At 55.9% G+C, this 19,184-nt stretch carries 19 protein-coding genes; 16 read left to right on the plus strand and 3 right to left on the minus strand.

Features of this window, described 5'->3' with window-relative positions; all coding sequences use genetic code 11:
- Positions 1 to 24: 24 nt before the first annotated feature.
- The 7 genes from E6C55_RS07020 (at position 25) to E6C55_RS07050 (ending at position 8,284) form a co-directional block, all read left to right on the plus strand.
- Entirely contained in the window at positions 25 to 2,349 is a 2,325-nt protein-coding gene (locus E6C55_RS07020; protein WP_136369068.1) for a helix-turn-helix domain-containing protein, read from the plus strand.
- A gap of 216 nt (positions 2,350 to 2,565) precedes the next feature.
- The gene (locus E6C55_RS07025) at positions 2,566 to 3,624 is read left to right on the plus strand and encodes a glycoside hydrolase family 88 protein (RefSeq protein ID WP_168735503.1); all 1,059 of its coding nucleotides are present in this window, start codon (positions 2,566 to 2,568) and stop codon (positions 3,622 to 3,624) included.
- 20 nt (positions 3,625 to 3,644) lie between these two features.
- Positions 3,645 to 5,696, plus strand: a complete 2,052-nt coding sequence (locus E6C55_RS07030) for a heparinase II/III domain-containing protein (protein ID WP_136369070.1) — start codon at positions 3,645 to 3,647, stop codon at positions 5,694 to 5,696.
- Positions 5,697 to 5,736: 40 nt separating this feature from the next.
- Positions 5,737 to 6,444 (plus strand): RraA family protein, encoded by a 708-nt coding sequence (locus E6C55_RS07035; protein ID WP_136369071.1) that lies wholly within the window; start codon positions 5,737 to 5,739, stop codon positions 6,442 to 6,444.
- A gap of 112 nt (positions 6,445 to 6,556) precedes the next feature.
- Positions 6,557 to 7,141 (plus strand): zinc-dependent alcohol dehydrogenase, encoded by a 585-nt coding sequence (locus E6C55_RS07040; RefSeq protein ID WP_168735504.1) that lies wholly within the window; start codon positions 6,557 to 6,559, stop codon positions 7,139 to 7,141.
- A 15-nt stretch (positions 7,142 to 7,156) separates the two neighbouring features.
- Entirely contained in the window at positions 7,157 to 7,876 is a 720-nt protein-coding gene (locus E6C55_RS07045) for an SDR family oxidoreductase (RefSeq protein ID WP_136369073.1), read from the plus strand.
- Between the two features lie 51 nt (positions 7,877 to 7,927).
- Complete coding sequence (locus tag E6C55_RS07050) at positions 7,928 to 8,284, plus strand: helix-turn-helix domain-containing protein (RefSeq protein WP_136369074.1); 357 nt, start codon at positions 7,928 to 7,930, stop codon at positions 8,282 to 8,284.
- Positions 8,285 to 8,336: 52 nt separating this feature from the next.
- Here E6C55_RS07050 and E6C55_RS07055 read toward each other — a convergent pair whose 3' ends face one another.
- Positions 8,337 to 10,865 (minus strand): RICIN domain-containing protein, encoded by a 2,529-nt coding sequence (locus tag E6C55_RS07055; RefSeq protein WP_168735505.1) that lies wholly within the window; start codon positions 10,863 to 10,865, stop codon positions 8,337 to 8,339.
- Positions 10,866 to 11,202: 337 nt separating this feature from the next.
- On the opposite strand from E6C55_RS07055, the gene E6C55_RS07060 reads away from it, so the two are divergent.
- The 5 genes from E6C55_RS07060 (at position 11,203) to E6C55_RS07080 (ending at position 14,812) form a co-directional block, all read left to right on the plus strand.
- Positions 11,203 to 11,466, plus strand: a complete 264-nt coding sequence (locus E6C55_RS07060; protein ID WP_136369076.1) for a helix-turn-helix transcriptional regulator — start codon at positions 11,203 to 11,205, stop codon at positions 11,464 to 11,466.
- A gap of 191 nt (positions 11,467 to 11,657) precedes the next feature.
- Entirely contained in the window at positions 11,658 to 12,269 is a 612-nt protein-coding gene (locus tag E6C55_RS07065; protein ID WP_136369077.1) for a DUF2239 family protein, read from the plus strand.
- 32 nt (positions 12,270 to 12,301) lie between these two features.
- Positions 12,302 to 13,204, plus strand: a complete 903-nt coding sequence (locus E6C55_RS07070) for an alpha/beta fold hydrolase (RefSeq protein WP_136369078.1) — start codon at positions 12,302 to 12,304, stop codon at positions 13,202 to 13,204.
- Positions 13,201 to 14,148: a helix-turn-helix transcriptional regulator gene (locus E6C55_RS07075; protein WP_136369079.1), complete on the plus strand. Its 948-nt coding sequence runs from the start codon at positions 13,201 to 13,203 to the stop codon at positions 14,146 to 14,148. Before E6C55_RS07070 ends, E6C55_RS07075 begins: the two co-directional genes overlap by 4 nt.
- Before the next feature lie 64 nt (positions 14,149 to 14,212).
- Positions 14,213 to 14,812 carry a DinB family protein gene (locus E6C55_RS07080; RefSeq protein ID WP_136369080.1) on the plus strand — a complete coding sequence of 200 codons (600 nt, stop codon included), beginning with the start codon at positions 14,213 to 14,215 and terminating at the stop codon, positions 14,810 to 14,812.
- 125 nt (positions 14,813 to 14,937) lie between these two features.
- On the opposite strand, the gene E6C55_RS07085 is transcribed toward E6C55_RS07080, so the two are convergent.
- Positions 14,938 to 15,303 carry a PIN domain-containing protein gene (locus tag E6C55_RS07085; RefSeq protein ID WP_230986583.1) on the minus strand — a complete coding sequence of 122 codons (366 nt, stop codon included), beginning with the start codon at positions 15,301 to 15,303 and terminating at the stop codon, positions 14,938 to 14,940.
- Between E6C55_RS07085 and E6C55_RS07090 the strand changes: the two genes are divergently transcribed.
- The 3 genes from E6C55_RS07090 to E6C55_RS07100 all read left to right on the plus strand — a co-directional run bounded on the left by E6C55_RS07090 (position 15,230) and on the right by E6C55_RS07100 (position 17,302).
- Entirely contained in the window at positions 15,230 to 15,865 is a 636-nt protein-coding gene (locus tag E6C55_RS07090) for a hypothetical protein (RefSeq protein ID WP_136369081.1), read from the plus strand. The two genes, E6C55_RS07085 and E6C55_RS07090, sit on opposite strands and share 74 nt — an antisense overlap.
- Positions 15,866 to 15,896: 31 nt before the next feature.
- Entirely contained in the window at positions 15,897 to 16,373 is a 477-nt protein-coding gene (locus tag E6C55_RS07095) for a phage tail protein (protein ID WP_136369082.1), read from the plus strand.
- A 275-nt stretch (positions 16,374 to 16,648) separates the two neighbouring features.
- Positions 16,649 to 17,302 carry a response regulator gene (locus E6C55_RS07100; RefSeq protein ID WP_136369083.1) on the plus strand — a complete coding sequence of 218 codons (654 nt, stop codon included), beginning with the start codon at positions 16,649 to 16,651 and terminating at the stop codon, positions 17,300 to 17,302.
- A gap of 54 nt (positions 17,303 to 17,356) precedes the next feature.
- On the opposite strand, the gene E6C55_RS07105 is transcribed toward E6C55_RS07100, so the two are convergent.
- Entirely contained in the window at positions 17,357 to 18,037 is a 681-nt protein-coding gene (locus E6C55_RS07105; protein ID WP_136369084.1) for a TIGR00266 family protein, read from the minus strand.
- A 373-nt stretch (positions 18,038 to 18,410) separates the two neighbouring features.
- On the opposite strand from E6C55_RS07105, the gene E6C55_RS07110 reads away from it, so the two are divergent.
- Entirely contained in the window at positions 18,411 to 19,061 is a 651-nt protein-coding gene (locus E6C55_RS07110; RefSeq protein WP_136369085.1) for a hypothetical protein, read from the plus strand.
- The last annotated feature ends 123 nt before the right edge of the window (positions 19,062 to 19,184 follow it).

Below are 19,184 nucleotides of genomic sequence, written 5' to 3' on the forward strand. Positions count from 1 at the left end.
AAGACAAAGGATGGACGGATCGTCATGCGAAGACTGAACCTGAACTATTATCAGAAAAACTTACTCGTGATGTTCATGGTGACTTGTCTTCCCATGGCGATCATTGCCATCAGCAATTATATCGTCGGCGTCGGACAAATCGAATCCGAAATCAACCGGAACCACCGGTCTCAGCTCAGGCAAATCAATCAAACGATGGAGAGTCAGTTGTCCCACCTGGAGACCATCGGGAACCAGTGGGCCTTCAATCCGATTTTTAACGCGGAATTGACGGAAGGCGATTTGCGGAAGAAGCCGGGTACGACCCGGGATTTGTTGGCGTCGCTGCGGATTCTGAACGAGTCCAATCCGTTGATCGGCAACGCAGTGCTGTATTTGGAGAAGGATAATCTGGTCGTGTCGGACGAGGAAGGCATCAACGAGATCATGGATGACGCCGCGCGCCAATCGTACCGAGAGCTGTTGGACAGGGAGCCGACGCTCTTCTGGTGGGAGGAGCCGGTCAGCACCCTGAAGTATAAAAACACGGTGAATATCGCTCTCGTGCATAAGGTAGCGGGAACGGATGGCGTACCGTTCGGGGCCATCATTCTGTTCCTGGAGAAGACGAGGCTGGACGAATGGTTGTCCGCGCTTAATCCCGACGGCGAAGGGGCCTCTCTAATTTTGAAGGGGAACGGCGATTGGGTGACGAACGGCAGAGCGGGAGGAGCGGCCTTCACCGAGCTCGACGAGGCGGTGAGAACGAAAGCGATTGAGGATTGGCAGGACGACGGGGATTTCCTTCTGAAGCAGAACGGAGTGGATTACTCCGTATCGGTCGGCAATGTCTCGCGGATCGGCTGGAAGTACGTGGTCGCGACGCCGATCTCAAAGCTGACGGCCCCGGTTATTCTTGTCTCCAAGCTTGGTCTTGCCGTCAGCTTGCTCGGTCTTGCGATTGCTGTCGCTCTGACCTGGCTCGCCTCGCGGAGCATCTATCGGCCGGTGAAGAAACTGGTCGGCGTGTTCAAGGAAGGCGCGGTAGGTGCGACCTGGAGCGATAAGAAGGATGAGTTCCAATTCATCGAAGGGAAGTGGCGCAACTTAATTCACGAAAGCCGACAGTTGAACGTGAAGCTGGAGCAGAGCAGCCAGACGCTGAAGGAAGGATTTTATCTACAGTTGCTTCAGGGCCACATGGGCTTCTTCTCCGAGTCGGAGCTGAAGGAGCGGATGGCGATGCACGGCTGGAGCCCCGAGGACAAAGGGTTCGCGATCATGCTGCTCAGAATGGACGGCATCGCCGATGCCAAGGGCAAGTTCTATGAAGGAGACGAGCAGCTCGCCACCTTCGCCGCCGTCAACATTACGCAGGACGTGCTCAGAAGCCAGTCCGTGGAGGCCGAGGTCGTCAATTTTTACGATCTCTCGTTCGCGGTCGTTCTATCGTTTCCGGAAGAGAGGACCAGGGAGCGGATCAAGAGCGATTTGTTCCATCTGTCCGGACAATTGATCGACATTCTGACTCGATTTACGAGGCTGCGCTTCACGGTCGGAGTAGGCAAGCTTGTCCATCTTGCTCAGGATATTTATATCTCTCTGGAAGAGGTGCGCGAGGCGCTGCGTTTCCGGGACCTCGGCAAGCACGAGCAGATCATCGACATGGATAATGTATTGCCTCACGAATCGGTGAGGGTACAATATCCGTTCGAGGCGGAATCCGAAATCATTCAGGCGTTGAAGCTGGGGATGGAGGAGGAAGTTGGAGATCTGCTGGAGCGGTTCGTGGAGGAACTGAGACAAAGCCAGGGCAAGGAGCTGCTATTCCAGCAGGGCATGCTGCAACTGCTTGGAAGCATCCTGCACGCACTGTTGAAGTCGGGGGCTAATCCGGCAGCGTTGCTTCGCGGCGGCAATCTGTACGAACAGCTCAGCGCGGCCAAGGATCCCGACGAAATGCTGAGATGGATGAAGGGGCGAATTATCGCTCCGTACATCGAGGAGTTGTCTCATACCCGAGAGAGGATGATGCAGAGAATCGTCGACAGGGTCATCGATACGATCCGCGACCGATACGCTTCACCGATTTCGCTGGAATCGTGCGCCGACGAGAACGGCGTAACCTCGTATAACCTGAGCAAAGAGTTTAAGCTGTACACGGGAATCAATTTTATCGATTATTTGACGAACGTTCGCCTGGAGAAAGCGAAGGAGCTGCTTCGAACGACGGATATGAGAATGAACGCAATCGCGGAAGCGGTCGGCTATCAGCCAACGTATTTTATCCGGCTCTTCAAGAAGATCGAAGGCGTGACGCCGGGGCGATACCGGGATAGCCATGCGGAGGCTGGCGGCGCGGATACGTGAGCGCAACGTTAAAGAAGGGATAGGGAGGGCCAGTTCCTTCTTCACCTAAAATGTAAACGCTTACGTATTGAGTGTGAGATTAAGCGAATCGGATAAACAATCGTTGTACCTATATGTCGATTATCGATAAATCGCAATAAAATGGGGGTGCAGGAATGAGTCTCCTTGTTTCGAGGGAAGCAAATCCTGCAAATTCGGAAAGGAGGAACAACCCGAGTGAATCCGTTATACGCATCGCAGAAGCTTTACGAGCATTACGAGCACATTCAGGAAGTGAAGCACTATTATGGTCTCTTGGCGATTTACGCGCTGCTTCAGACCGCAGAAGAGAAGCGGGATCCGATCTTGCTGGATAAGGCCAAATCAATTCTGTCCCGTTTCCCGGATCGAATCGCACACCCGGCTTATAATTTTCCCAGCTACCGGATCGGCGGCAATCCGAAGGCTTACGCGCTAATGCAAGATTACATGCCGGAAGCGGAGGCTCAAGTTCGGGAATACGCGGAGGAGATGCTGACCGCTCCCCGCGACCGCCAAGGGATCATGTCCATGCCGAGCGCGCCCGAGAAGGAATTGATTTGGATCGACGTCGCGACGGCGGTAACCCCCTACTTGCTGTTCGCCGGTCTGGCGTTGGGCGATCAGCGTTATATCGACGAGGCGGCCAATCAAACCTTCCTCATGTATGAGACGTTTCTCGATCCCGGGAACGGACTGCTGCATCAAAGCAAAAACTTCGCAGCTCCCGGCAAGTTCTCCGAGGATCACTGGGGCCGAGGGAACGGATGGGGGTATTTCCCGCTCGCCGAGCTTGTTCGGCATCTCCCGGGCGATTCCATTCACCGTCCGAGAGCGGAGCGATACTTCAAGGCTTTGTCTGCCGCCTTGCTCCCCCACCAGTCCGAACGGGGGTTATGGAGACAGGAGATCCCACTCGAATATTCTTACGAGGAAACGTCAGGAACCGGCCTTATTCTTTACGGGATGGGCGTTGGCCTGCGAACGGGACTGCTCGACAGAGACACCTACTTCCCGGTCTTCCGCAAAGGCGTCCTGGGCTTGAACGAGCTCAGCATCAACGAGGATTTCTCGACGGAGCTCAGTTGTCCCGGCTGTCTATGCCCGGGCGAAGGCGCCGAGAAGGGAACGGTCAAAGCTTACGTGACGCTGAAGCTGCCCTATCGGGACGAGCCGCACAGCTTCGGACCTCTCATGCTTGCGTTGGTCGAGGCTTACCGGAATGGAATTCACGACTTGCCGAGTGAATCGCGTTGAAGGACAAGGGAGGCAACGTCGTGGGATTGTTCATGCGGGATATGAAGAACGAACGCGGGCGGATCGCAGGAGCAGCCGGTCGATCAAAAGAACTGTGGGAGGCGTTGGCGGATCGGGTAGCGGCACACTCCCGCATGCCGGGCTTGGTTCAGCCCGGCGATACGCAGCAATGGTGGCATCTTGTCTGGGAGCGGCTGGGGGACGCCGCATTCGTCTATGCGGTACGGCCCGATGATGCGCTTGGAGCCTGGCTTCGGGAGACCGTGCTGGACATCTGCCGCAAGCCGGCGGACGAATGGGTCGGGCCTTGGTTCCGTCAGCGCGGCGATCCGCAAGCCGGCATGCTGGAGACGGCTCACGTATCGGTCGCGATCGCTGTAGCGATCGATTTATGCCCGGCGTTATTCGCCGACGAGATGGCGGCAATCCGCGGCGCGCTCCGAAGCAAAGGCATGGAGCCTTGCCGGAGGGCGCTGGAAGCGACCGCAAGCGCGAAGGGTCCTATCAACAACTGGTTCATGGCGTTGTTGAACGGCTTCGGGACGGCGGCGGCCGTGCTGGGCGATCGGGAAGCGGTGCGGGCTGCGGCGGACTATTACCGCACGGCGACTACCTTGTACAACGAAGACAGCTACGGGGAGTCCCTGCAATACGGCAACTATGCATCCTTGCATCTGAGCCACCTGAGAGAGGTGCTGATTCGATACGAGCCCGCCTTCGAAGAGGAACTCGATGCCGGTTGCTTCGCGAAGCTGATGGACTGGTTCGCGGCGAGCTTCATCCATGTTAAGCCCCTCGAGGGCTGGGGGGCGGAGCCGTATCCCCGAACGGTCAATTTCGGCGACAGCTCGGCGATTCTGCGACCTTCGGGGGACTTCCTGCTTCATGTCGCCTCCCGGTGCCGGGATCGCTTTCCGGCGGAGGCCGGCCTCGCCCGCTGGTTGTTTGAGCGGACGTACGCCAATCCGCGCATCGGGACGAACGAGGGAGCGACGTTCGGGTTTCGGAATGATTTCCAGTTTCTTAGCCTCCTCCTGTACCCTGATGCCGCCGAGCCGCTGTCTCCGGAGCGGGCGGGTCTGCCGCTGCTCTCTTCGTTCGAGGCAGGGAGCGTCATCGCGAGAAATCGCTGGGAGAATCCGCTTACCCTCTTGGCGGTTCAAGGCGGCTTTGAGCCGTTGCGCGCGTCCTCTCACCGTCACGAGGATCAAAACAGCTTTATTCTGGCGCACCTCGGCGAACGTTTCTTTGTCGATCCCGGGCATTGCTGCTACCGGCTGAATACGCAGAGGGCTTCTACCGCGACGGGGGCGCACAATACTTGGAGCTTCGAAGCCGAAGGCAAGGACGGGATCCCGGTGGCCATCCGGCAGAAGCCGGCGGACGGCAACGCGTTTAAACCGACGTCGTCGTTCGGCCGCAAGCGGATCGTAAGAGAGATGGACGGCATTCACGTCGTCCGCTCGGACGCGGCCGAGCTTTACGAAGCGCCGATCACGAGGGCGGAACGGACCTGGATCGCGGCGATGCCGCACGTCTTGTTTATGATCGATGTCATCGAGTCGGAGCAGCCGGTCAAAGTGCGAACGCACTTCGTGCTGAACAATCGGGACAATCGGCTTCAGACCAACGTCGCGGCGGAGACGAAGCTCGTATTTCGAAGAAACGGAGCGGGGATGAAGTTCTTTCAGGTGAGCGCCATGTCCGGTGATGAAGCAAACCGAAACGGACTGTCGTTCGACTGGGGACACGTTCACGATTGTTACCACCCGCTGCCGAATCAGAAAGGCCAAGGCGCCGAAGGAAGCGCCTCTGTGTTCCAGTATACGAGCGAAGCTTATCGGAAGCGGCACACGATCGTGTACGTCGCGGCCATGGACGATAGGGACACGATACGGAGCTGGCATATCGTGCCGCTGAGCGGACGTCACTTCCATGCGGAGCCGCCGGGGGGATCGGGCGGGTACTCGCTTGAGCTGACGGACGACGATGGGCTGATCGTGTACGACTATGGTTCCGACAGGAAGTACGGCATTCGCGGAGATGATTTTACAGCAATTCGGAACGGATAAAGTCCGGCCCCGATCATTCTGTGCAAAGGAGCTTATGAACATGAACTTGGACCAATTAAAGGCAGACCGGGGCAAAAGGGAGCCGAGGCCGCTTCCGATCCCGGACGGGGAGCTGTGCGAACGCTACGAGCAGGTGTTTACGGCGGCGGTGAACGACGTCCTTCGGGAGCATGGATTGCTGCACCAGGTGCTGCCTTCCGGCATCATGCCGATCAAGGACGACATGAAGGTGTGCGGCATCGCGTTTACGGTCAAAGGATCGCCGAACCTGACGCTTGAGAGCGAAATGGAGCAGCGGGCGAAGATGCTCGAGGAGATCGGCGACGGCTCCGTCGTCGTCTGGGATACGAGCGGCGATGAGGAATCGGCGCAATGGGGCGAAGTCATGACGATGGCGTCGATCCGTAGGGGGTGCAAAGGGGCCGTAGTCGACGGAGGCGTTCGGGATACGAACAAGGTGCTAGAGCTCGAATTTCCCGTGTTCTGCAAATACCGCACCTCGAACGGGATGCTCGGCCGATTCCGGATGATCGATTGGCAGATCCCCGTCATGATCGGCAACGTCTTCATCTATCCGGGCGACGTCGTATTCGGAGATATCGACGGCGTCATCGTCGTTCCGAGAGATATCGCCTGCGATGTGCTGTTGAAGGCGGAGCATATCAAGGAGAACGAAGAGGGGATCAAGCAAATGGTGCTGGACGGATTAACCCCCACGGAAGTCGTCAAAAAAGGCGGCTACTTCTAAACGAGGAGGATAAGAAAGATGAGAGCAGCTATATTGGAAAAGCAAGAATCGATTGCGATACGGGACGTTCCGATACCCGAGCCGGGTTGCCGCGTTGGCGGAGCCCTTTGCCGTGGGCTTTCACGTGAACCGGCGCGGCGGCGTAGCCGACGGCGACCGCGTGCTGGTCATCGGGGGCGGTCCGATCGGCTTGATCGTCGGTCTTGTCGCCAGGGCAAACGGAGCCGCTGTCGCCTTCTCGGAGATCAACCCCGCGCGGATTGAGCAAGCCGCTTCGTTCGGCTTCGCGGACGCGATCAATCCCGCCGTGGAGGATGCGCAGGCGCGGGCAGACGAGCTGACCGGCGGGGAGGGCTTCGACGTTGTCATCGAGGTGTCCGCCTCGCAGGCCGGACTGCGGTTCGCCACGGCGGCATGCCGGATTCGCGGGACGGTCGTCTTCGTCGGCTTCCCCGGCAGCATTCCGCAAGTGAACGTGCTGCAGGCTATCTTTAAGGAACTGACTCTGGTCGGGAGCCGCGTTTATACGTTCGATGATTTTCAGAAGACGATGAAGTTGTTAGAGAACTTATCCGCCGACAGTCAGGTTGACCTGGACAAGCTGATCAGCGACGTTTGCCCGGTTGAGCAATTGGAGAATTCTATCCGCAGGATGAAGGAAGGCAAGAGCAACGGCAAAATATTAATCGCGTTCTAGAGAGGGGCGTTCGAGATGAACGATAATCGACTACGGGGCCAGAACGTTGCTATTATCGGCGCCGGCGGAGGCATCGGGCAAGCGGTGGCGAAGGCAATCGCCGCGAAGGGAGCGAGGCTGGCGCTCGGCTCCAGGCAGGAGCCGGCTTTGAAGGAACTGGCCGATGCCTTGACGGATCAGGGAGCGGAAGCGATCTATCATACGGTGGACGTGACGAACGAGAGGGATGTGATGGCTTTCTTCGAACGGGCGGCGGGAGCATTCGGGCGACTCGATACGCTGGTCAACCTGGCCGGCCTCAGCGTGCCCTCTTCCATCGTCTCGATGACGGAGGAACAGTATGACCAGACGATCGACGTGAATTTGAAGGGCAGCTTTCTGTGCGCCAAGCATTTCGTTCCGCGCGTGGATTCGGAGCAAGGCGGGTTGATCGTCCATACCGGGTCGATGGCCGCGAAGCGGGCGAATCCCGGCGCTCCTTTATATTGCACGGCCAAAGCAGCGGTAAACATGTTCTCCCAAGGGTTGGCGCTGCAGCTCATCGAGAAGAACATTCGCGTGACGACGGTCAATCCGGGGGCGGCGAATACTGGCTTCTGGGGACAACGTCAGGTGCCAAGAGACAAATTTATGTCGGCCGGCGACGTGGCGGACATGATCGTATTCCTGATAGGAATGAACCCGCGTGTCGTCGTGCACGAGGTGAATTTCGAATCGTTTGCGTCTTTTAAGTAATGGCTGATCATACGCGTTTCGATCCATGCCGCGAGGAGGGCGTAATTCGCGATGTCGACTGTTCAGAGCAGCAATGGAGATCCGATGCTAAGAGCTATCGTCAGAAGCAAGAGGTTCATCGAGGAGCATTACCCAGAGCCTTTGGAGCGGGAGAGGCTGGCTGAGTTCGCTTGCATGTCCGAAAGCTACTTTTCGATTATGTTCAAGAAAGTCGCAGGCTGCACGGCTTCGCAGTACATTACGGCGACCCGGATCGAGAAAGCCAAACAACTGTTGAGAAGCAGCGATATGAACGTATCGGAGATTGCCCGGGAGGTCGGCTTCCAGGACCCTCTCTACTTCTCTAGAGTGTTCTCGAGCCGCGAGGGTATGCCGCCGCGAGAATACAGAGCCTTTTCTTCGGAATAACGGAGACAAAAGGCAGCTTCGGCTCCTCGCCTGAAGCTGCCTTTTTATATGGCTAAATTCGAACCAGCACCCACTTCTGGATATCGGCGCCCGTCGGATCGGCCCATTCGTACCGAACGCCGTCCGCGCTGTTTCCGCCTACAGGCTGCAGCACTTTCCGATTCGCGGCATAGATCAGCATATAGGTGCCGTCGCTTTGCCTCTCCAAGATCCATTGCTGATTCAGCTCGTTAAAAGCGAACGCTTGCTGAATGGACAGCCAGGATGAGTTAGGCGCCAGTACCAGTTGGCTATTCTTGTTGATCACTCTTGTGCCGCTCTGATACCATCTCAACTGCCAAAGCTGCTCCGCGTTCCCCGAATACGTGGCCTGAGTGACCGACGCGGCATTCGCGGTGCTGGCGTTCGCAACCGAGATCACTTTGCCCGTGGCGAGATTCTGAATGGCGTAATCCGATGTCTCGTCGACGGTCGGCGGAACGGCAACCTCGGTGTCCTTTACGATCTCCCATTGTTGATACTCTTCGCCGTTGTAGGGGCCGGTTACCGCTATAGCGCCCTCCAGCAAGCTTCCATCCTTCGGCTGCAGCACCTGTGAGGTGAGATTATTTCGGATGACATAGGAGCCGTCCGTCTGTCTTTCCAGCGTCCATAGCTGGCGGGGCGGGTCGAACCAGAACGGAGCTTGGGAAACCCTCGAGCCAGCTACGCCGTGGATGACCAGACCGCTGTACGCGTTGGTGATCCGGAACCCGGAGCAATCGTCATAGCACCGGAAGCTCCATTTCTGGCTGGCCAAGCCTTCATTGTTCTGAAGATTGGCTGTCCCGCCTTCCGTCGTCCGCGAGTTGCCGATCTGCAATACTTTCCCCGACGCCTTGTTCACGATTCGATACAGATGCTCAATATGATCGATAATTTCAGTGCGTGTGCCCGCATAGGCGAAGGTCCATTGCTGCCGCGCCGCAGTAAGGTTCGACTCCACCCCTACAGAGCTGTCCAGCGGGTCGTCCGCGATGGACAGCACCGAGGAAGCTCCGGCCGCCTGAAGCTGGAACGTCTCTCCGCTTATCGGAAGCACTTCCCATTCGGTAATCACTCCATTGCTTCCATCGGGAACGGCGAGCAAGCTTCCATCCTCGCGGGAGCGGATCTCATAGAGACCAGATCCGACCGATTGGAACACCCACTGCTGTTCGCTGGATAATCGGTTCGGTTCGTGAACGTATTCGTATACCGTGTTCGTGACCGAGAGCAGCGTCCCGGAATCGATATTGGTCAGCGTATACGGAATTCGCTCGATAATCGTATCCTCCGTTCCCTGCGTCAGGATCGTGACCGAATAGGCAGGCAGCGCTATTCCCGTCGTCGCCCACAGGCTTCCATCCACGTCGGGCGCATGAGAAGAGCCGTCTTCGTCGATACGATACAGATCCCACCCGGATGAACCGCCCAGACCCGATTGCTGCAGGAGAACGGTTTGCTCGGAATCTGCTCGATTGACCAGCAGGATCGACTTTCGGTCGCTGGACTTCACCGCGAACCCGTCTACTTTGGTTTTGTCACTGTACAGGGCGGTTACTGTCTGTCCGTGGAAAAAAAGGTTCAGCCAATGATTCAAATCCGCTGTGTCGTAGAGCTCCCTCCGATCGTTCATCAAGCCCATATAGGAGCTTTCCGCGTGCCAGAAGTTGACCCCCGACCCGTCGCCGCCGATGACGTTGGCCACAAGCAGCGCGCTGTAGACGGATTCCTTGTTCGTATGCAAGCGAGGATCGGTATCCCAAGTCATATTGTATTCGTCGATCAAAATCGGAAGGTCGCCTTGCGGGCCGTTCGTCTGCAGCAAAGCCGATCTCAGCGCGCTCACCAGCGTTCCTTGGTTCTGGGCATGGTCGTAAGCTTGGCTGTCCGTGCCCGGTCTGGATTGCCCGCTGCTGTATGCGTGCATCGTCACGAAATCGATGCTGGGCCAAGCAAGCTCGACCGTCGAAGCGAGATAGGAGACGTTGGCATCGCTCGCGGCAGGTCCGCCGACCAGAATCGAGGAATCGACCGCTTTCATGGCCGCATAGCTTTTGCGAATCAGATTCGCCATCGCGGACGCGCTCAGTCCCGGACTAGTGAAACCGCTTTCTCTTTCGTTCGGAATTTCCCAATAGGCGATGCCTAATTCATGCTCCACGTTTACGATTCGGACCAACTCTGCCGCGAAGGCGGCGAACGCGTCCGCGTCCAAGTAATCCAATCGGCCATTGGGGCCGTAAGGGATGTTGATCATGACCGGATAGTTCTCTTCGACGAGCGGAGCCAGGGCGGCGACGATTTTGTCTTCGTTCCAGGTCAAGTCCTCGTTTAACCACCCGCTTGTCGTAATCATGCCCGTGCTGTGGATGCGCACAAGCCCCTTATTGCCGTTCAAATAGCGAATGTGCGACATAAAGTTGGGATCCGTCGTGTACGAGTCATGCAGAAATCCGCTGGAGTTGAGACCGTAAGCGTAGGCAGGTATCGTTCTCCCCGTGTCATCCCAGTCGACGGTCACATCGATCGGCAACGGTTCGTTCTCCTCGTTGGCCATGACGGCGACGCCACTCGAACCCCATGACCCTAGACCGCCAGCCAGAAGACAGAATGCCAGTAAACACATGAATTTGCGTCGAAAAGGTAAGCTTCGCATTAATCCATTCCCCCATTCCAAAGATGATGTCTCATGATTAACTGTAAAATCGGGAGCGGCATGGCGTAAATGGATTCAAATTTAAATATATGGAGAAAAGTCTACGGGCTCGACGGATGCGGCGTCTCGAAGGTCTTTTTGCTTTGAGACTCATTAAATTGAGCACGGTGGAGGAGGAGCAGGCCGCACGTCGTGGCGCTCGCCACTGTAGAACGTCATTAAACGGGGGAATGAACAAATGAAGACGTGGAGAGCGAAGAAGCAGGAGATCCACGATAAACTTGGTGCCGAACGATCTGAAGTATTGGAGATTACCGCGCAGCTTATTAATTTAATTCACAGAAGGCGCATCGAGCTTGGCCTCACGCAAGAGCAACTGGCCGAGAAGATTATCAAGCGCGGTGGAAGCATGCGCCAAGAACACATTGCACGCATTGAAACCGGGGCTGGTGTGCCACGCATCGATACATTGGTTGCCATCGCAATAGCCACTCGATCTTGATTTGTTTAATATTGTCGGACGAGGGTTGAGGGCTGTGACAGGTTGCCGGAAGGTGGGCTGTTGCGGCCCTCTTTGTTGAGTTGACCTGCTCTCGAATACTCGAGTAATCGCATCCATGTTTTGCCCGGGTAATATTGATTCTTTATTTTTACCCGGGTATAATTATCGAGACAGTCAGGGAGGAGATCGGCATGAGCAATGCCCTAGCGGGCTTTTACTGCACGGCATTTTTGGGTGAGGGAGTTGTCGCCAGCGGTTCGTTACAGCACGTTGTTGCTACAGTGAAGGATGCTCTGGGTGACAGAGACCTCGCACGGTTGCTTTTATTTGACGATTCCACGGGGAAGCCGGCAGATGTTGATTTTCGTGGGAGAATAGATGATGTGCTCAAACGATTGGGAGAACAGTTTGGCGAATTGCCCGATGAGGAAGTGAATGACCAGCCTGCACGACGGGTCGGCCGACCCAAGCTGGGGGTTGTTTCCGGTGAGGTTACGTTATTGCCGCGGCATTGGGAATGGCTCAAGAGTCAACCTGGAGGGGCGTCGGTCACATTACGAAAGCTCATTGACGAGGCTCGCCGTGCCGGAGCAACACAGAGCCATATCCGAGAGTCGCAAGAAGCGGCATATAACTTTATGACCGCTATGGCCGGGAACTTCCCTCAATACGAAGAAGCGCTGCGGGCATTGTATGCCGGTGATTCGGATCGTTTTTACCGCTTCATCGATGGCTGGGCGCCTGATATCAGAAGCTATGTCAAAAGGTTAGCCGTTAATGCATTCCCCGAAGAGCACTTATGAAATGAAAGAATGAATTGAAGGAGAACCTGATTATGAATATTCTAAAAGTCAACGGCGTCGAGCTGGCCTATGACAGCTTCGGCAACGAGAATGACGAGGCTATTGTCCTTATCGCTGGGCTTGGAACCCAGATGATTCGATGGACAGTTCCGTTCTGTCGGATGCTGGCGGCGCGGGGCTTTCGCGTCATCCGCTTTGACAATCGCGACGTAGGCGGTTCGACACACTTTAGCCATTATCGGACGCTGGATTTTGACGCACTGGCAACTGCTCTCCTGTCAGGACAGCGACCGGACATCCCTTACACTCTCGATGATATGGCAGGCGACGCTATCGGACTGCTCGATGCCCTTTCAATTGATCGGGCACATTTCGTTGGCAGGTCGATGGGCGGAATGATCGCCCAGATTGCCGCCAGCGAGTACCCTGAACGGGCTTTATCCCTCACCTCCATTATGTCCAGCTCCGGTAATCCCGCTCTGCCGCAAGCTTCCTCTGATGTCATGGCGATGATGACTAAGCGGGCGCCGAACCCATTTGACGATGAAGCGGGATTTGTGGCGCACAGCCTCTCTTTTGCCAAACGCATAGCTGGCACCGGCTATACGTTCGAAGAAGACGCTTATCGGACACTCATTCTGAAGGAAGTCCAGCGAGCCTACGATCCAGGCAGTATCGGGCGACAAATTGCTGCGATCGCTGTCTCCGGTGACCGTCGTCCGCGGCTGGCGGCCATAAAGGTACCGGCGCTTGTCATTCATGGGATGGACGATCCCCTGTTCGTCTCGGCTTGTGGCGAGGACACGGCTGCTGCAATCCCGGGTGCTGAGCTAATGTTGGTTGAAGGCATGGGACACGACCTGCCGCACCAACTGTACAGCGCAACCGCTGATGGCATAGAGCGAACGGCACGTCGCAATAGTGGACGCCGATGAATAAAACCGAGCGAATGTTGGCCATCGTTATTGAGCTGCAGCGCAAAGGGGTGCTGCGGGCCGAGGATTTGGCCGGCCGGTTCGAGACGAGCGTTCGCACGATTTACCGCGATATGCAGGCGCTTAGCGAGATGGGCGTTCCGGTGGCAGGCGCGCCGGGCGTAGGCTACTCCCTGATGGAGGGCTACTTCCTGCCCCCGGTAAGCTTCACGGCGGAGGAAGCGACGGCGCTGCTCGTTGGGGCGGACTTCGTCGAACTGAGGCTGGATGCGGAGTACGGCTCGAGCGCCCGCAGCTCGCAGGAGAAGATCGAGGCCATTTTGCCGGAAAATGTACTTGAGGAAACAGCTCGGTTGCGATCAGCGATCCGGCTGCTGAACGATAGAACGGCGAGAACGCGCGGGGAGGAGAAGGAGACGTTCGAGCAACTGCGGCGGGCGATTGTGCGGAAGCGCAAGATTCGTTTCCACTATTCCAAGAACCTGCCGGGACCGGATGGAAGCCGCCACAGCGAGCGAACGGCCGACCCTTACGGGCTCGTTTTGTCTCAGGGGGCGTGGGTGCTTGTCGCGTTCTGCGAGCTGAGGGGCGATATTCGCCACTTTCGGCTGTCCCGCATGAACGAGCTCGTCGTGCTTGATGCCTCGTTTGAAGTGCTTCCCGGCTTTACCCTTCAGGACCGACGGCCCGCGGACAACCGGAACGTCATCGTGCGGATGCTGGTCGATCCGGCTGTTGCGGACCTGGTTCAAGGGGCGGACAACTTCTATATGGAGACGTTCGAGCCGGGGGAGGAAGGCTGGCTGGCGATGTTCCGCGTCCGGCAGGTCGAGGAGCTGCTTCAGTGGACGCTCGGCTGGGGAGCAGCGGTGCGCGTGCTGGAGCCGGAATCGCTGCGGGATCGAATGCGCGAAGAAATCGACAACATGCGGCAAAGGTACTGACAAACTTATGTCAGGAGCCGTGTTGTATGCTGGAGCCAACTCAGTTCAAAGGAGTGGTTCGGCAATGGATACGAAGGAAACGTTGCGCAGGTTCGAGGACACCGTGAATGGATACATTCAGGAATTGGAGGGCTTCAGCCTGGAGCAACTGCTATGGAAGCCTGCAGAAGATGAATGGTCGCTTGGCCAGATGCATATGCATTTGATCCTCTCTGCACAATTTATGCAATTGCGGAATGCAGCACTGTGCCTTGCGCCGCCGAATGACGTTCCGGAAGGCTCGCCTGCGGGCAAGACAGAGCAGGGGGAGGGCTTGTTCCAGGCGGGAAGCTTCCCTCCGGTGCGCATTCAAGTCCCCCCATCGCCACAGTACACGCCGCCGCAGCCGGAGAGCAAGGAACAAATCGCAGACGGGCTGCGCGATACGTTGAGTCGGATGACCGAGATCGAGCAGATGGTGGCGGCTGTGTTCAATTCGGATGCCCAAGACCTATCGAAGCCCGGCAAGGACGCAGCACGCCGGCTCGCACACAATACGGTTGTTCACCCGCGGCTTGGCGGCTTGAATGCGCTCGAATGGTTCCAACTGGTTGAGATGCATTACCGCCACCACCTGCTGCAGAAGCAGCGGCTGGTCGACGCTTGGAGGCAGGCGCGTGCATGAGGTTGTGCAGAGGTATCGGGCGCAGTCTGACTTGATTGACAAACTGATGGCCGCAGTTGCCTTACCGAAAAATATTGATGTTCAGGTCGGCACGATACACGGCTTCCATGGCGACGAGTGTGACATCATATTTTCAACAAAGTCATCCCATACTCATTCGTAACAAAGTTCATGTCTGAATCCCGGGAAACCAGTACCAAATTAGCTGTAAAGGCAGTTGCAATAATGAGCGCATCAGGAGTTTTTATTTTCCGCCCCTTGCTTCTCTGCTCGATTTGCATGGAGGCTGCTTTTCTTGCGACAGCGGAATCGACATGTATCATATGCCTAAGGGAAAAAAGCCTTTCTGCGATTAAGAACTGATTGTGCCTGACACCGCTCAGTACTTCACATTCGGTAATCGTCGGGCTTCGGTTCGTGGAGGAACTGAGGCAAATCCAGGGCAAGGAGCTGCTGTTCCAACAAGGAATGCTGCAACTGCTTGGAAGCATTCTGCATGCGTTGCTGCGATCGGGGGTCAATTCGGCGGCCTTGCTTCGCGGCGGCAAAACGATTACGAGTATACGCATGAAACAAGAGGAACCGACAGCCTGGATTCAGGACCTGGCCAATGCGGTTCACGCCCAGCAAGTCAGCTGGGACGGTAAACAGGAGGTATATGTACTGGCGCTTCCCGAAGGAACGATCAAAATAACGGAGAGCGTGCCTGCTATGGGAGAACACTGGGCGAATCCGCAAGCAGGAGATCTTCCGATGGGACCTGTCTACGGGGTACATGATGGCAAACTGGTGTTCCTGGAATTTATGATTGCGCAAGAGGATTTTATCAACGGGGTAGACCATACCAAGCCTTGCCCCAGGTCAAACCGCCGACCTGCGACCTGCAGATATTCGAAGCGCTTACATGCGGATGGGTGTCGAATCTTACGATTGGGGGAAAATATACAGCAGGCGGATCATCCCATCCTCTCCCGGGTTTTCGAATGGACTGTTGAAATGGTATCATATTATGATACCATTTCGCGTTATTCTGTCCCTAGCGGACCAGGTTAAGAACCTAATCCACTAAGGAGGAGGAACGGAATTGGCTTATCTCGTGGACTTCAAGAATGTCTCGACCGTCGGCTTGGAATCCTCGCCGGTCGCCGGAGCGCTGGCCGGCTTGCGCGCCAACGAAGCCCGTTACTTTATGAACAAGTACCAGCATGAATTCACGGTGGTGCCGGCCAGCGAGAGCCAGGACACCATGGAGTACGTGAACCGCGTGCTGAAGGAAGAACGGGGGCTGGAGTTCGCGGCGAGGCCCCTGGAGACGTCGACATTGCAAGTGGACAATATTCGGTGGACGTTTGTCTTCTACGAGGACGGTCTGGCGATCAATGTGCTGTACACGCTGGACGACCCGAAGAAGCGGGCCGTCGGCATGAAGCTCTCGGAAGGTATGGACGTGCCGCAGGAGCTTGAAGGGAAGTTCAAGTTCGCCCGGCAGAAGTCGAAGCTGGCCGGCACGATCCGGGGCACGTTCTTCGTGATCAAAGGGGAGTACGAGCTCGATCTCTGAATCGCAAGAAAGCCGCCGGAGAGCTCCGGCGGCTTTCTTGCGGTTGTGACCCCCTGCAATGAATATGTAGAGTATGAGGTGGACCATCCCGTCCAGCCGGAGGCTCCTGATCCAAAGGTCATCGATCTGGCAAGCGTATAGCATCGCGGAGAGACGGTCGAATGAGGAGGAGCCCCCCACTGTGTTTTCCGCGCAGATGAGGCTCGCTTCCATGTTATACTGTAGGCTAAGGCAGCACCCTGCAACCTTGAGAAGACGAAGGAAGGAGAGGCGGAATGGAGCAGCTAACCATCATTATCGCCGACGATCAATTGCTGACCAGAGAAGGGCTGCGCACGATCCTCGACCTGGAGGACGATATGCAGGTTGTCGGCGTCGCGAAGAACGGACGGGAAGCCTGCGAGCTGGCGGAGGCGCTGCGGCCGGATCTTGCTCTGCTCGATATTCAGATGCCGGTAATGGACGGGATCTCCGCGCTGAAGCGCATCAAGGCAAGCTGCCCGAACACGCGCGTTCTCGTGCTGACCACCTTCATCGATACGGATTATATTGTGGATGCGATGGCAAGCGGAGCGAGCGGCTACATGCTGAAGGACATGGACGGGGACAAAATGCTGGCGTCGATCCGCGACGTAGCGACCGGCCAGTTCGTGCTTCCGGCCGCCGTCGCCGCCAAGCTGGCGATGCGGATGAGCGCCATGGCGGGAGAACGCGGGGAACTGCGGGAATCGGATCTGAAGCGTCTGCAGTTGACCGAACGGGAGCGCGAGATCGCCCGGCTGATCATGAGAGGGCTGAACAACCGGGAGATCGCGGACACGCTTCACGTGGCCGAAGGAACGGCGCGCAATTACATCAGCAATCTGTACGGCAAGCTCGATGTCGTGGACAGGGCGCAAGCGATCGTCAAGCTCCAGAGCTTGTTCTGAACCGGGGAGCGGCCCGAAGGAAGCCCGCACCGCCGGCGTGCCTGCCCCGGAGCGTCATCGCGACTTCGGGAAGAACTGCTGAAGCCATCCGCCGAATCCATGCGCATTCCTGGATTGAATGAGGACAACTCCCTCGCCTTTGAACCGGCAGACCATGATTTCGCCGGAGGTGAACGTATTCAGCCACCCTTGAGCGGCGCGCTGCACGTTATATTCTACATAGGACGGCCAAGCGACAAGGTGCTGGCTGTCGACGATAACCTCCTCGTGCGGGGCAAGGTTGATGGCATGGATCGCGCCGAAGGAAGAGATAAACACCGTTCCGCGACCGCTGATCTCAAGGATAAAGAAGCCTTCGCCGGAGAACAGGCCTTTCCTTAGGTTTTGCATCTTGGTCGATACCTGAATGCCGCTCGTCCCGGCCAGGAAGCCATCCTTCTGAACGAAGAGAGAATATGTACCGTCAAGCTCCACCGCTTGGACGTCTCCGATCGTGCTCGGGGCAAGCAGCACCTCCCCGCCTCCTCGCGCGGCTGTAAGCTCCTGGAAGAAGAACTTCTCCCCGCTGAGCATCCGGCCGAGTCCCTTCAACAGGCCGCCGTCGACGGTCCCGCGAATATCGATTGAAGGAGACATGGACACCATGGCGTTCATCTCCGCCTTGAGGGATTCCCCGCTGTCGAGCTGTACTTTTACAAGTGGAAAGGAGTGCCCATACATGATCTCGTGCTTCATCAACATGCACCTTCCTTGCGATTATAATGGCGAACGCTGGAACCTATCGTCTAAATTCCGGATATCCTCGCAATTGGCTCCAACTGTAGTATAGCATTTTCCAAATTCAATTCGGGAACGGAATGCCTGTTGGACGTATTATCCGATTCCTCCTTCCCGGTTTCTGTTAATAGCGAAGCATGCAATGACGACTGAGTTATAGCGTCAGTCTTGCACACACGCCTTCGACAGTATCCTCTTCATCCGTCATGAAACAGGGTATACAGGCTATTGGGCCCCAATATTTTGATCAAGTTTCTTTACAGTACCGCTGGTAGTAGAAGCTCTAAGACGATTAAAAGGGAAAATTGTTAAAAGAGGAGCGCTGCTTACGATGTTATCTTATAACCGCATAGGAAAGTTAATGGTACTAATAATAGTCCTAATTGTAGGAATATTTGCTGTTCAAATGTTCTTTAAGGCAGAATTGCCTTTGGCATCTGGACAACAGAATGGATCTATCTCTACTGAGAATTTAAGAACGGTAGAGGTCGCATCCAACTATGTAACTTTTAATGAACCAGAGAAGCTGGATCAATTTGCTGATGCTATTGTTTTAGCGACGGTTCAAAATGATTTTCTGAATAACCAACACATTGTGACTACTTATCCGGATGGCAATATTCAGGACTTTTATACTTTGACAGATATCAAGATTGCTCGTGTGATTAAGGAATCCACGAATGGAGACATTAATGAGGGCGAGATCTTGTCTATTATCGAGCCTGTTGGCTTAGTTGAAGAAACGCATACAAAACTGATAGCGGAAGATTATAGTAATATGCAAAAAGGAGAATACATTCTGATCTTTCTAAAGAGAAATAGCTTGGGACAGTACGCCATTTTTAATTTGAATAATGGCAAGTTTGATTTGGATTCTGTTCAAAAGAAGAATGCTGGCACAGTATCTGAATCTGATAAGCTTCATGAGGAGCTCAAAGACGCGCTGTTTGCAAAGTATGATTTAACTGAAGCGAATGAATAATTATGCGGTTATCCCGACCCTGATCTAAGGAGGGGGCAACTTTTCATCCGAAGGCGGTTCTTCTCTAAGGTTCTGCTCCGCTATGCTTCAACTATCGAAAATGCAATCAGGAGCGACACCGCA

Origin of the sequence: Cohnella fermenti (assembly GCF_004801405.1) — a bacterium.
Taxonomy (GTDB): Bacteria; Bacillota; Bacilli; order Paenibacillales; family Paenibacillaceae; genus Cohnella; species Cohnella fermenti.